14 protein-coding genes are annotated in these 12,712 nt (G+C 67.7%); 9 read left to right on the forward strand and 5 right to left on the reverse strand.

Features of this window, described 5'->3' with window-relative positions; all coding sequences use genetic code 11:
• The first annotated feature begins 176 nt into the window (after positions 1-176).
• Together AC5FRZ_RS07000 and AC5FRZ_RS07005 are read left to right on the forward strand one after the other, a co-directional pair.
• Positions 177-2,465 carry a nitric-oxide reductase large subunit gene (locus tag AC5FRZ_RS07000; RefSeq protein WP_170093996.1) on the forward strand — a complete coding sequence of 763 codons (2,289 nt, stop codon included), beginning with the start codon at positions 177-179 and terminating at the stop codon, positions 2,463-2,465.
• Positions 2,466-2,598: 133 nt separating this feature from the next.
• Positions 2,599-3,372, forward strand: coding sequence for a hypothetical protein (locus AC5FRZ_RS07005; RefSeq protein WP_493564234.1), 774 nt, complete (start codon positions 2,599-2,601; stop codon positions 3,370-3,372).
• Positions 3,373-3,446: 74 nt separating this feature from the next.
• Here the strand turns inward: AC5FRZ_RS07005 and AC5FRZ_RS07010 are convergent, their stop codons facing one another.
• The gene (locus AC5FRZ_RS07010; protein WP_372479188.1) at positions 3,447-3,689 is read right to left on the reverse strand and encodes a DUF8593 domain-containing protein; all 243 of its coding nucleotides are present in this window, start codon (positions 3,687-3,689) and stop codon (positions 3,447-3,449) included.
• A 258-nt stretch (positions 3,690-3,947) separates the two neighbouring features.
• Between AC5FRZ_RS07010 and AC5FRZ_RS07015 the strand changes: the two genes are divergently transcribed.
• From AC5FRZ_RS07015 to AC5FRZ_RS07030, 4 genes are all read left to right on the forward strand, one after another.
• Entirely contained in the window at positions 3,948-4,217 is a 270-nt protein-coding gene (locus tag AC5FRZ_RS07015) for an Htur_1727 family rSAM-partnered candidate RiPP (RefSeq protein WP_170093999.1), read from the forward strand.
• Complete coding sequence (locus AC5FRZ_RS07020) at positions 4,214-5,431, forward strand: TIGR04347 family pseudo-SAM/SPASM protein (RefSeq protein ID WP_170094000.1); 1,218 nt, start codon at positions 4,214-4,216, stop codon at positions 5,429-5,431. The genes AC5FRZ_RS07015 and AC5FRZ_RS07020 overlap by 4 nt, the downstream gene beginning before the upstream one ends.
• Before the next feature lie 79 nt (positions 5,432-5,510).
• On the forward strand, positions 5,511-6,197 hold the full coding sequence (locus AC5FRZ_RS07025) for a PHP domain-containing protein (RefSeq protein ID WP_493564235.1): 687 nt from the start codon (positions 5,511-5,513) through the stop codon (positions 6,195-6,197).
• A complete protein-coding gene (locus AC5FRZ_RS07030) occupies positions 6,197-7,294 on the forward strand; it encodes an asparagine synthase C-terminal domain-containing protein (RefSeq protein ID WP_346775275.1) in 1,098 nt (365 codons plus the stop codon). Before AC5FRZ_RS07025 ends, AC5FRZ_RS07030 begins: the two co-directional genes overlap by 1 nt.
• Here AC5FRZ_RS07030 and AC5FRZ_RS07035 read toward each other — a convergent pair.
• From AC5FRZ_RS07035 to AC5FRZ_RS07050, 4 genes are all read right to left on the reverse strand, one after another.
• Positions 7,286-7,591, reverse strand: coding sequence for a DUF5658 family protein (locus AC5FRZ_RS07035; protein WP_153553127.1), 306 nt, complete (start codon positions 7,589-7,591; stop codon positions 7,286-7,288). The genes AC5FRZ_RS07030 and AC5FRZ_RS07035 overlap by 9 nt on opposite strands.
• 130 nt (positions 7,592-7,721) lie before the next feature.
• The gene (locus tag AC5FRZ_RS07040; RefSeq protein WP_153553128.1) at positions 7,722-7,928 is read right to left on the reverse strand and encodes a hypothetical protein; all 207 of its coding nucleotides are present in this window, start codon (positions 7,926-7,928) and stop codon (positions 7,722-7,724) included.
• A 24-nt stretch (positions 7,929-7,952) separates the two neighbouring features.
• On the reverse strand, positions 7,953-8,432 hold the full coding sequence (locus AC5FRZ_RS07045; RefSeq protein ID WP_170094004.1) for an NUDIX hydrolase: 480 nt from the start codon (positions 8,430-8,432) through the stop codon (positions 7,953-7,955).
• A gap of 39 nt (positions 8,433-8,471) precedes the next feature.
• On the reverse strand, positions 8,472-9,440 hold the full coding sequence (locus AC5FRZ_RS07050) for a transcription initiation factor IIB (protein WP_153553130.1): 969 nt from the start codon (positions 9,438-9,440) through the stop codon (positions 8,472-8,474).
• A gap of 232 nt (positions 9,441-9,672) precedes the next feature.
• Between AC5FRZ_RS07050 and gatC the strand changes: the two genes are divergently transcribed.
• The 3 genes from gatC (at position 9,673) to AC5FRZ_RS07065 (ending at position 12,700) form a co-directional block, all read left to right on the forward strand.
• Positions 9,673-9,951, forward strand: coding sequence for an Asp-tRNA(Asn)/Glu-tRNA(Gln) amidotransferase subunit GatC (gene gatC, locus AC5FRZ_RS07055; protein ID WP_208628137.1), 279 nt, complete (start codon positions 9,673-9,675; stop codon positions 9,949-9,951).
• Position 9,952: 1 nt separating this feature from the next.
• Positions 9,953-11,239 (forward strand): Asp-tRNA(Asn)/Glu-tRNA(Gln) amidotransferase subunit GatA, encoded by a 1,287-nt coding sequence (gatA, locus tag AC5FRZ_RS07060; protein ID WP_493564236.1) that lies wholly within the window; start codon positions 9,953-9,955, stop codon positions 11,237-11,239.
• 246 nt (positions 11,240-11,485) lie between these two features.
• Positions 11,486-12,700, forward strand: a complete 1,215-nt coding sequence (locus tag AC5FRZ_RS07065; protein ID WP_372479182.1) for a M48 family metalloprotease — start codon at positions 11,486-11,488, stop codon at positions 12,698-12,700.
• The last annotated feature ends 12 nt before the right edge of the window (positions 12,701-12,712 follow it).

The following is a 12,712-nucleotide window of genomic DNA, read 5'->3' on the forward strand; positions in this document are numbered from 1 at the left end:
GTCTCACCTGTCGAGGTGTAAAACAGCACCGACACGGATCGGCGAGTTCGGCCGCCATACTGCGGCTCTTGTCGCTACCGTCGCCGCTCGCGCTGGCGACGAACATGTTCGCCCCGTCGCCCGGTGCTGAGAACCCGAAGCGGATTGATGTAGGGAGTCGGCCAATCGTCACCTGTATGCAAGTACAACGTGCGACGATCGCGAAGATCATCGCGGTGGTCTTCGTGTTCAATCTGATCGTCATGGGCGGTGGTGCGTGGCTCGCGTACCAGTCGGCACCGCCGATCCCCGACGAAGTCGTCGGACCCGACGGCGACACGATCGTGACCGGACAGGAGATCAGAGACGGCAAGAAGGCGTTCCAGAAGGACGGGCTGATGAACCACGGCTCGATCCTGGGCAACGGTGCGTACTACGGACAGGACTACACTGCGGACACGCTGGACCTGAAAGTCCAGCACATGCGGGACTACTACGCCCAGGAGCGCCACGGCAGCGCGTACGACGCCCTCGAAAGCGACGAACAGGCCGCCGTCGCCGACGTGGTCGAACGGGACCTCGACGGCGAGTACGGCGGCGGACCGATCGAGTACTCCGCGGCGGAGGCCTACGCTCACGAGCAGGTCCGCCAGGAGTACGTCGAGCGCTACCACGAGGGCGACCACGAACGGGGCGTACCCGTCGACATGATCGACAGCGAGGAGGAAGCCCGCCAGTTCGCGGACTTCGCGCTGTGGACGGCGTGGTTCTCCCACACCGACCGACCGGGCGGGGATCACTCCTACACGAACGACTGGCCCTTCCAGCCCGGTGCCGGTAACGACGCGACGGCGGCCGCGATGACCTGGAGCGTCATCGCGATGGTCCTGCTGGTCGCCGGAGCCGGCTTCGGCGTCTGGCTGTACAAGTCGATCTCGCTCCCCGAACCGTCCGCGAAGGGCATTTCCGTCCCCGAACCCGGCGACGTGAAGGTGTTCCCCAGCCAGCGGGCCGCCTTGCGCTTCGTGCCCGTCGCCGCCGGACTCTTCCTGGCACAGGTGTTGTTGGGCGGGTTACTGGCGCACTTCTACATCGAACGCGCCGGTTTCTTCGGCATCGAGGAGATCTTCGGCGTCCACATCCTCCAGTTGCTCCCCTTCGCCATCGCCAAGACCTGGCACATCGACCTGGGGATCCTCTGGATCGCCGCGACGTGGCTTGGAGCCGGACTGTTCCTCCCGCCGCTGTTGACGGGCCACGAGCCCGATCGCCAGTCGACGTACGTCAACGGGCTGTTGGCGGCGATCGTCGTGGTCGTCGTCGGCGGTCTCGGTGGGATCTGGCTCGGCTCCAAGGGGTACATCGACGGGAGCCTCTGGTGGATCCTCGGCAACGAGGGCCTGGAGTACCTCGAAGTCGGGAAGCTCTGGCAGTTCGGCATCCTCGCGGGGTTCCTCATCTGGGCCGTCCTCTCGGTGCGCGGTCTGAAGCCGCTGCTGGACAGAGAACCCAGCTACGGGCTCGCACACATGATCCTCTATGCCGGCGGCTCGATCGCCCTCCTCTTTACCGCGGGCTTCCTCTTTACCCCGGACACCAACATCGCCGTCACGGAGTTCTGGCGCTGGTGGGTCGTCCACATGTGGGTCGAAGGGGCCTTCGAGTTCTTCATCGTCGCCATCATCGGGCTGACGCTGGTGTCGATGAACCTCCTGAAGCGTCGCAGCGCCGAGAAGGCGGTCATGCTCCAGGCGCTGCTGGTGATGTCGACCGGGGTCATCGGCGTCTCGCATCACTACTGGTGGATCGGGATGCCCGACATCTGGGTGCCCATCGGGAGCGTCTTCTCGACGCTGGAGCTGATCCCGCTGGTGTTCATCCTCTACGAGGCGCTGGGCCAGTACCGCGCCATGACCGGGGCCGGCGAGAGCTTCCCCTACCGGCTCCCGTTCATGTTCATCATCGCCAGCGGCGTCTGGAACTTCGTCGGTGCCGGGGTGCTTGGCTTCTTCATCAACCTCCCGTTGATCAACTACTACGAGCACGGCACCTACCTCACCGTGGGCCACGCCCACGCCGCGATGTTCGGGGCCTTCGGCTTCCTCGCGCTGGGCATGGTCACGTACATGCTCCAGATCGCCATCGAGCCCGACCGCTGGGACGGCACCTGGCTGCGCTATGCCTTCTGGTGCTGGAACGTCGGGCTGGCGCTGATGGTGTTCGTCTCCGTGCTGCCGGTGGGCTTCCTCCAGCTGGAGGCGATCTTCACCGGGAGCTACGCGGCGGGTCGGAGCCTGGCGTTCTACAACCAGCCGCTGATTCAGGACCTCTTCTGGGCGCGTCTGCCCGGTGACACCCTGATGATCCTGGGGACGGTCATCTACGCGGCCGACATCGTCCGCAAGCGGTTCGTCCTCCGAAAGACCGCGGCGGACCCGGACATCGACGACGTCGCCGTCGCGAAAGGCGTCCTCGACGACGACTAACCGCGCGTTACCGCCGCTCTTTCGCGTGTTACTGCGGGCAGGCATCTCGACGGGTTCTCCTCGGTATGGTCTCTCTGACGAGAGGATAGGCAAGGGTTAAGCGGATCGAAAGCATACGGTTGCTAACCCTTCGATGACCACCGACGACCTCGGGGCCGTTCCCGAGTCGCCCGCCGCACTGCTTGCCGACCCTCGCATTCGCTCCGATCACTTCCGGCTCCTCGAAGACCCGGACGGAGCCGTCCTCCTGATCGGCGTCGTCCACGACCACCCTGCCAGCGTCTACCGGGTCGACAGCGTGATCCGGGCGCTCGACCCCGACACGGTCGCCGTCGAACTCCCGCCACTGGCACTGCCGCTGTTCGAAGCGGACGGCGAGGGAGAGATGAGCGCCGCACTCGCCGCGACCGACGCCGACAGTGTTGCGATCGACGCCCACGGCCCCCGGTTCCTGGCGGCGCTGGCCGACGAGATCCGCGACCGCTCGCCAGGCCGTCAGACGATCGGTCGAATCGCCTCCAACGCGCTCACGGTCGGCCGGCAGGCACTGTCCTGTCGCCTCGCGAGCGTCTTCGGTCGCGATCGGTTCTCGACGCCACTGGCCGACGGGGGGATCGATCTCGACATCGAGCGACCGACCGATTCCGCGGCCGTGGCCGCACACGAACGCCGACACCTCTCGCGGAGCTTCTCTGTCCTGCGGGCGTTCGAGCGCCCGGCGGCCGACGAGATCGTCGACGCCGCTCGCGAGCGCACGATGGCGCGGACGCTGGCCGGAACCGACGGGACCGCGGTCGCCGTCGTCGGCTTCGAGCACCTCGACGGAGTCGCCACGGAGCTACGGGAACGCGGGGCGACGGCACTGCCGGTCGACGCTGGGAGCCTGCGCGAGTACGCGGAAAAATAGACGGTCCGGAACACGACCGGGGTCGGTACGGGGCTTACTGGTGATTCGTGGTCGAGTCCGGATGGTCGTCGGTCTCAGAGGTTCTGTTCGAGGTGCACCTCCTCGTCCGATATCTGGGCGACTGCCGAGTGCGAGAGCTCGTACACGTCTTCGCCCTCTGTCGTCCAGCCCAGCTTGGTGCGGACGCTCTGGTCCAGCGAGGACGACGGCTTGACGTGTGCGTTGCTCCCCTCGATGTTCTCGATCGTTCCGATCATATCGCCGTCGGCTGTCAGTACGTTCTTTCCTCTGTCTTCGGCCATGAAGTCTCGTGGCATGGTGAACTGCCGTCCCGGGATCGCCGGGCGGCAGACGAGGTGTGAGACCAGTCGGCATTAAGTATACGTCCGTTATATTCTCGCGACCGGATCTGGATGTCCGTTCGCTTTCGTTACCACTCCGTCTGACCGCTCTCCGCCGGGCTACCGTTCGTAGGATCGGCTTTTCGCCGCTGTCTCCCCGAACCGGTACGTCCCGTTCCCAGCCGATGGGAACGCGCTCCCCCGGTTTTGTGGGTCAGGACGTAACCGTCGTGTATGCCAGACGATCCCCTCTCTGTCACCGTCGACGAACCGCGCGAGGCCGTCACCCGCGAGTGGGAGCTGTTCGTCCGCGAGTCGTCCGAGGACACCCTGACGCACGCGGGCAGCGTCAGCGCACCGTCGGCCGACATCGCCCGCGAACAGGCTCGACAGCTGTTCGAGTGGACCGCCGGGGCGCTGTGGCTCTGTCCGGCCGACGAGGTCGAACGCGTCCAGACCGAGGCCGCGTCGCCGGTCGCCGCCACGGAGGTCGACGAGGCGTGATCTCCGTCAGCAAACTCCTCTGTGACCTCGACGCAGAGGGCGACGGCCTGCGCTACGACGCGGCCGAGGAGTCTCGCAAGGAACAGATCCGCGACCGCAAACAGCGCCGTCCGGTCGTCGTCTGGAACGTCACCAAGCAGTGCAACCTCTACTGTGACCACTGCTACGCCGCCGCCGACACCGAGGTCGCGGACGGCGAGCTGTCGACGGCCGAAGGGAAGGCGATGCTCGACGGACTGGCCGACTACGGCGTGCCGGTGGTCCTCTTCTCGGGCGGCGAGCCTCTGGTCAGAGACGACCTCGAAGAACTGATCGCCTACGCCGACGAGCGCGGCGTCCGCCCGGTCCTCTCGACCAACGGGACCCTCATCACCGAGGAGCGCGCCCGGTCGCTGCGCGACGCCGGGCTGAAGTACGCCGGGGTCTCCGTCGACGGGCTCCCCGAGCGCAACGACGCCTTCCGCGGGAAAGAGGGCGCGTTCGACGCCGCCGTCCGGGGGATCCAGAACTCTCTGGACGCCGGGCTGAAGACCGGCCTGCGGTACACGATCACCGAACGCAACGCGCCGGACCTCACGGGCGTCGTCGACCTGCTCAGCGACAAGGGGCTCGATCGGTTCTGCTTCTATCACCTCGACTACGGCGGTCGGGGGACGGAGATCCTCGACGCCGACCTGACGCCCGACCAGCGCCGCGACGCCGTCGAGACGGTCTGTGACATGACCCGGTCGTACCACGAGCGCGGCGAGGAGATCGAGACGCTGCTGGTCGGCAACTACGCCGACGCCGCCTACATCGTCGAGTACGCGCGCGACCACTACGGCGAGGCGAAGGCCCGCACCGTCTACGAGTACCTCCGGACCAACGGCGGCGATCCCACGGGCGAACGGGTCGCCGACGTGGACTACCAGGGCAACGTCCACCTCACGCAGTTCTGGCAGAACTACTCGCTTGGCAACGTCCGTGACCGTCCCTTCGGCGCGATCTGGGAGGACGAGTCGAATCCCCTGCTCTCGGCGCTGCGGGACCGCGAGTCCCGCCTGACCGGGAAGTGCGCCGACTGCGCGTACAAGGCGGTCTGTCGCGGCGGCTCCCGCCTGCGCGCGCTGACCGTCGAGGACGACCTCTTCGCGCCCGACCCGCAGTGTTACCTCACCGACGAGGAGATCCAGACGCCACCGCCGTCGCGGCCCGACACGGGGACGGCGGACTGACAGCGAGAGGCCGTCGCGCGACGACGCGCCGCTGGCCGCGACCGAGGCGCTTTTGCCGACCGCTACAGTACGTTCGCCCGTGCTAACGGTCGAGCTCCACTCCCACTCTGCGCTGTCCTACGACGGCCGCGATCCGGTCGAGCTCCTGCTCGAACAGGCCGAGGCGGTCGGCCTGGACGCGCTGGCCGTCACCGACCACGACGAGATCGACGCGAGCCTCGAAGCCGCCCGGCTCGCGCCCGAGTACGGACTGATCGGCATTCCGGGGGCGGAGATCTCCAGCCAGGCCGGCCACGTCCTGGGGCTGGGCATCGAGGAGCTCGTCCCGGCCGGGCTCTCCTTTTCCGAGACGCTCGACCGCATCCACGAGCAGGGCGGGGTCGCCGTCGTCCCCCATCCCTTCCAGGAGTCTCGCAGCGGCGTCCTGGACAAGGTCTCGAAAGACGAGCTGACGGCGGCCGACGCCATCGAGGTGTACAACTCCCGGCTGTTGACCGGGCGCTCGAACCGGCAGGCCCACCAGTTCGCCAGTCGCCGCGGGCTGCCGATGACCGCCGGCAGCGACGCCCACATCAGCGAGATGGTCGGGCAGGCGGTGACACACGTCGACACCGACGAGCGAAGCGTCGCGGCGATTCTCGACGCCATCCGGGAAGGACAGACGACGGTCGAGGGCAAGCGCACCCCCTGGCACATCAGCTTCCGCCAGGCCGCTGGCGGGGCCAAGCGCCGGGTGAAGAACCGCTTCTCGCAGCTGATCGAATGATCCGGGGTGCCGACGCGTCGCTCGTCCGGCGAGCGATCCGGGACCGCGATCCACTGCCGGGAACACGGGGGTTCGCCGGACGAGTGTCCGTCGAGGGCCGGCCCACGCTCGTCAGGGACGTGCTCGGTCGGGTCCCGCTGTTCGTCGAGCGCGGGGCCGCCGATCCGACCGCCGACGGCGCGTGGGCGTTCGAACCGACGACGCTCGACGACCCGGTGTCGGTGTCCGCGGGCCACCGTCTGACGGCCGACGAGGACGACGCTCGCTGGACGCTCCCCGAGGGCGACCGGAGCGACGACGACACCGCAGTCGCTGCCGTCCGACGGGCGATCCGGACCGCGACTGACGCCGTCGACGCGGCGTCGACCGCCGTCGCCTTCTCTGGCGGCGTCGACTCCGCGCTCCTGGCCGCGCGCCTCGACGCCCCGCTGTACGTCGCCGGCTTCGAGGGGAGCCACGACATCGAAGCCGCGCGCTCGGCCGCGGCGGCTCTCGACCGCGAGCTGACCGTCGTCGAGTTCACGCACGACGATCTGGTGAGCGCGGTCCCCCGGATCGCCCGCGCGACGGGACGGACGAACGCCATGGACGTACAGATCGCGCTCCCCCTCTTTCTGACCGCTGGGCGCGTCGCCGCCGACGGCTACGACCGCCTCGTCGTCGGACAGGGTGCCGACGAACTGTTCGGTGGCTACGCGAAGGTGGCAAACGCCCCCGACGATCACCGGATCGAGGCCGACACGGTCCGTGGCGCTCAGCGAGAGGTGATCGCCACGCTGCCCGAGCAACTGGAACGAGACGTGTTGGCCCTCGAAGCGGCGGGCGTCGAACCGGTCGCACCGCTGCTCGACGATCGTGTCGTCGCGACGGCGCTGGGACTGGCCGGCGAGCAGCTGGTCCGGGGCGAGGACGAGCGCAAGTGGGCGCTGCGACGGGCCGCCAGCGAGTGGCTCCCCGAGGAGATCGCGCGGCGAGACAAGAAGGCGGTCCAGTACGGCACGTACGCCGCCCGCGAACTCGACCGACTGGCTCGCCAGGACGGGTTCAAGCGCCGGATGGACGATCACGTCACCAGGTACGTCGAGTCGCTACTGTAACGCGACGCCCAGCAGCGTCGCGGTGTTCGCGACGACCGTCGCGACCGTGACGAGGGCAAAGAGTCCGAGGAAGATCGCCGCGTTCCGGTCCGAGAGCAGCGCCCAGCCGGCGACGAGCCACACCATCGCCGCGAACTTCACGAGCCACAGGCCCGGCAGTCCGAGCAGTCCGATCGCGGCCTCGACGACCGCGTTTCCCTCCTGCAAGCCACGGGACAGCCCCACCATCGTCGTCAGGATGTCGAGCGTGGTCGCGACGAGGACGACCGCCCAGAGGACGGCGTGAGTCCGCGTCATCCGGCGTTCGACACCCAACAGTGCTGCCAACACGTCTAGTCGTGCATACGGCGCTGGTCGCAAAAGTGCGATGCCGACCGATCTGTGAGACGCCACGGCAAGGTCGGGGCTGTCGACAGCGCCAGTTTCGTCAGGCGTCGTCGAGGTCGGCGTAGGTCCGAACCAGTCCACACTCGGGACAGAGTCGCCCCTCGACGGAGTGGTTCTCCGTCATCCCCAGCGAGCCCAGCAACCCCTCGCGGCGCTCGTCGGTGTTGATCTGGAGTTTGAACCCCTCGCCAGTTCGGAGCTCGACCGGTTCCATCGTCACGCCACAGTCCGGACAGCGTCGATCCATAGCGGCGCTTGTACGACCGCGCCGTTAGGCGTTGTGCTCGCTCTCGACCGTCTCGATCGCTCGCTGGCCGACCTCGGCCACGTCGGCGGGCAGGTCGTCGCGGTTTCGCAACGCGGCCGCAGTGAACCACTCCCAGTCTCCGGCGGGCTGTTCGCCGGGTTCGGGATCGATCTCTCGATGGGGGGCCTCACCGTAGAAGATGAAGTCGACGTGCTGGTGGCCGACGCCCTCGTCGGTGACGTTGATGTCTTCGAGCAGGAAATGCTGTGGCTGCGGGATCGAACGGGCCGTCTCGCTCTCCAGATCGCCCTCGGGTGCGAGCAGGGCCACGTCGAAGCCCAGTTCCTCGCTGGTCTCACGCAGCGCCGCCTCGTGGGGGAGTTCGTCGCGGTCGATGTGGCCGCCGGGCGGGAGCCACATGTCGAGCTTGTCGTGTTCGTGCAGCGCGACGGCACCGCTCTCGACGACGTAGACGGTCGCGACGAAGTGGCGCGTAGTCTCCATACGGCCACAGAAGAGAGTGGGGACCGTCGGCGTTTCGCTCTACACCTGCTGGATCTCTTCTTCGGCTTCCAGCAGTTCGTGGTAGCGGTTGCGGATCGTCACCTCGGAGATGTTCGCGACTTCGCTGACCTGGCTCTGGGTGACCTTCTCGTTGGTCAGCAGCGAGGCGGCGTACACGCCGGCCGCCGCGAGGCCGACCGGGGACTTGCCGGAGTGGACGCCCTGCTGTTTGGCGTTCTGGAGCAACTGGCGGGCGCGTCGCTCGACCTCGTCCGAGAGGTCGAGATCGGAGGCGAAGCGCGGCACGTAGCTCTCGGGATCTGCCGGCTGGATCTCCAGGCCGAGTTCGCGGACGACGTAGCGGTAGGTCCGGGCGATCTCGTCTTTCTCGACGCGAGAGACGGCGCTGATCTCGTCGAGCGAGCGCGGCGTGCCGGCCTGACGGGCGGCGGCGTACAGCGACGAGGTGGCGACGCCCTCGATGGAGCGGCCGGGCAGGAGATCCTCGTCCAGCGCGCGGCGATAGATGACGCTGGCGGTCTCGCGGACGTTCTCGGGCAGGCCCAGCGCCGAGGCCATGCGGTCGATCTCGCCCAGCGCCTGCTTGAGGTTGCGTTCCTTGGAGTCGCGGGTGCGGAACCGCTCGTTCCAGGTACGCAGGCGCTGCATCTTCTCGCGCTGGCGCGAGGACAGGGAGTTGCCGTACGCGTCCTTGTCCTGCCAGCCGATGTTGGTCGACAGCCCCTTGTCGTGCATCATGTTGGTCGTCGGTGCGCCGACGCGGGACTTCTCGTCTTTCTCGCTGGCGTCGAACGCGCGCCACTCGGGACCGGGGTCGATCTCGTCTTCCTCGACGACCAGTCCACACTCTTCACAGACGGTCTCGCCGCGTTCGCTGTCGGCGACCAGATCGCCCCCACACTCTGGACAGACGTGCTCTGACTCGTCCTCGGTCTCCTCTGTGTGCTCGTTCTCGTCCGTAAATCGTCGGATGGTGGTATCGGTCATTGGTTGGAGTGACAGCCGGGTCAGGTACCCGAGAAACCTTCTAGCGATTACACTGTTGTTGTTGCGTCGACTTAAAAGTTTTGGCTATCGGCGAATTCAGATTTTCCGAATCACAAAACAAGCTTTGCTGGTGCGATATCGGTTCCGTGGCGGACGGTCGTCGAACTGCGTTCCGAGCGGGCGTTCCCAGGGTATCGAAACCCTTACCGCCGGGCCACCGCTCCGGGGATGTATGAGCGAATCCGTCGTCGATCCAGACGAGGTCCGTCACGTCGCGGATCTCGCCCGTGTCGACCTCGACGACGACGAGGTCGAACGGTTCACCGAACAGTTCGCGGACATCCTCTCTTACTTCGAGACGCTGGACGAGGTTCCCGAAGTCGAGCGGGAGGCCGAACTGACCAACGTCATGCGTCCGGACGAGAGCCACGAGGGGCTCAGCCAGGCCGAGGCGCTCGAAAACGCGCCGGACAGCGAGGCCGGACACTTCAAGGGGCCGAAGGTGTCGTAAGATGGCGACCGAGTACAACGCCTACATCAGCGACGAGACGATCGAGGGCGCGGACGAGGGGCCACTGGCCGGGAAGACCGTCGCGGTCAAAGACAACATCTCGACGAAGGGCGTCCAGACCACCTGTGGCTCGTCGATGCTCGCGGGGTACGTCCCGCCCTACGACGCGACGGTCGTCGAACGACTCACGGCGGCCGGCGCGACCGTTCCCGGCAAGACCAACATGGACGAGTTCGGGATGGGGACGACGACCGAGACCTCGGCCTACGGCCCGGTCGAGAACCCCGCCGCTCCGGGCCACGTCCCCGGGGGCTCCTCGGGTGGCTCCGCCGCCGTCGTCGCTGGGGGCGACGCCGACATGGCTCTGGGGACCGACACCGGCGGTTCGATCCGCTGTCCCGCCGCGTTCTGTGGCGTCGTCGGCATCAAGCCCACCTACGGGCTGGTCTCCCGGTACGGGCTCGTCGCCTACGCCAACAGCCTCGAACAGATCGGCCCGATCGCGCCGACCGTCGAGGAGGCCGCGGAGCTGCTCGAAGTGATCGCCGGCCCGGACGAACACGACGCGACGACCCGAGACCACGAGGGCGCGACCGAGGGGCTCGCCGACGCCGCCGACGGCGACGTCGACGGACTCTCGATCGGCGTGCCGACGGAACTCGTCGAAGGCGCGGACGAGGCAGTCGTCGAGACGTTCTGGGACGCCATCGACGAACTCGAAGCACAGGGCGCGAGCTACCACGAGGTCGACCTACCGAGCGTCGAACACGCCGTCGAGGCCTACTACGTGATCGCGATGTCGGAAGCATCCTCGAACCTCGCGCGCTTCGACGGCGTCCGCTACGGGGTCTCCGCGAGCGAAGGCTACGAGGGCAACTGGAACGAGAGCTTCGCCAACGCCCGCGAGGAGGGCTTCGGCGAGGAAGTCAAGCGCCGAGTCCTGCTCGGGACGTACGCGCTCTCGGCGGGCTACCACGACAAGTACTACAAGAAGGCTCAGGACGCCCGCGCGTGGGTCAAGCAGGACTTCGACGAGGCCCTCTCGGAGGCCGACGTGCTGGCCTCGCCGACGATGCCGATCCCGCCCATGGAGATGGGCGAGAGCCTCGACGATCCACTGACGATGTATCTGGCCGACGCCAACACGACGCCGGTCAACCTGGCGAATCTCCCGGCGATCTCCGTGCCTGCCGGCGAGACCGACGACGGACTCCCGGTCGGGCTGCAACTGGTCGGTCCCGCGTTCGGCGAGAAACAGCTGATCCGGGCCGGCAGCGCGCTGGCCTGAGTGGACGGCGAGCGAAGCGAGCCGTTTTTCGCCCACGTTTTGTGCTGCGGGTTCCCGCAGTGAGTAGCGCGAACGAGGAAACCCGTAGCTGAAAAAGGTGGTCGCGTGAGAAACAACTGATCCGAGCCGGTAGCGCGCTGGCGTAGGCCGCCACTCGAACGCGGCTCTACGAAGCACGAACGACCGCTGCCCGTTCTCTCATCCTCACCGATACTTTTTCACTGCGGCCGCGCCAAGATTCGGACGATGCCCTCCCACAACGCCCTCGGTATGCGGTTTCGGCTGGCGGCGCTGGTCGCGTTGCTGGTCGCCTTCGATGCGGTCTTCGTCGTCGCCGTCTACTGGCTGGGCCACCTGGCAGTCGGCCTGTTCTCGTGGGCCATCACCTACGAGTCCGTCGGGCTGGTGGCCGACGCGTTGCAGTTCCGGACGCTCCCGTCGCCGCTGGTCGTCGCCGTCGGGACCGCGGCGACGCTGGCGGGCCAGTCGGTGTTTGGCTACCGGATGAGCGCCAACACCGTCCCTGGCGAGCGACAGACGTTCCGGGACCTCTTCGCGCCGGTCACCGAACCGATCGAACCCGGACGGCCTTTCGGCGGCCTGCTGGCCGACCGCTCGCACGCGGTCTCCGAGGACGGTGACGACGAGCGCGATCCACGCGTCGTGCCGACGTTCGACTACGGCGAGTACCGCGAGCGCGTCGCGGCCCGGCTCGCCGGGCTGGCACAGCTCTCGGACACACCGATCCCGGACGTGCGGGTCGTCGACAGCGAGACGCCCAACAGCTACGTCGCCGGCCGGCCCGGCGAGCAGATCCTCGTCGTCACGACGGGGCTGCTTCGCAGGCTCGACGACGAGGCACTCGACGCCGTCCTGGCTCACGAACTCGCCCACCTCAAGCACGGCGACGCGTTCGTGATGACGGCCGCTGGCTTCCTGCCGACGGTCACGGCCCGCGTCAACGGGGGAACGATCGAGTTCCTCCGCCGATCCGGACTCGGGTACCTCCCCGGCGTCGAGCAGCCCGAGGACAGCGACACGGTCGCGTTCGGCCAGTTCCACATCGCGATGCTCGCGCTCTCGCCGATCGTCCTCGCGCTCTCTTCGGCGCTGTGGCTCGCGAGCACGGCCTGTTACCGATCGCTCTCGCGAGTGCGCGAGTTCCACGCCGACGCCGGGGCGGCCGCGATCAGGGGGTCGCCGGCCGCTCTCGTCGGCGCACTGGAGACGCTCGACGACCTGCGTCCGTCCGAGGACCTGCGGACCGCCCAGACCGGCGTCCGCGAACTGTGCGTGTTGCCCGACGCGATCGACGACGGTGACGGGATCGACGGCGACGACGCCGTCGCTCGGACGCGGCGTCGATGGCGCTCGGTGGCCGCTCGCGTCCTCCCCTCCTCGCACCCGCCGATCGAATCACGGGTCGCCGCGCTCCGAGAGCGGGAACGATCGGAGCGGTGAGACGCGGATAGC

Source organism: Halomicrobium sp. HArcht1-1 (assembly GCF_058933285.1).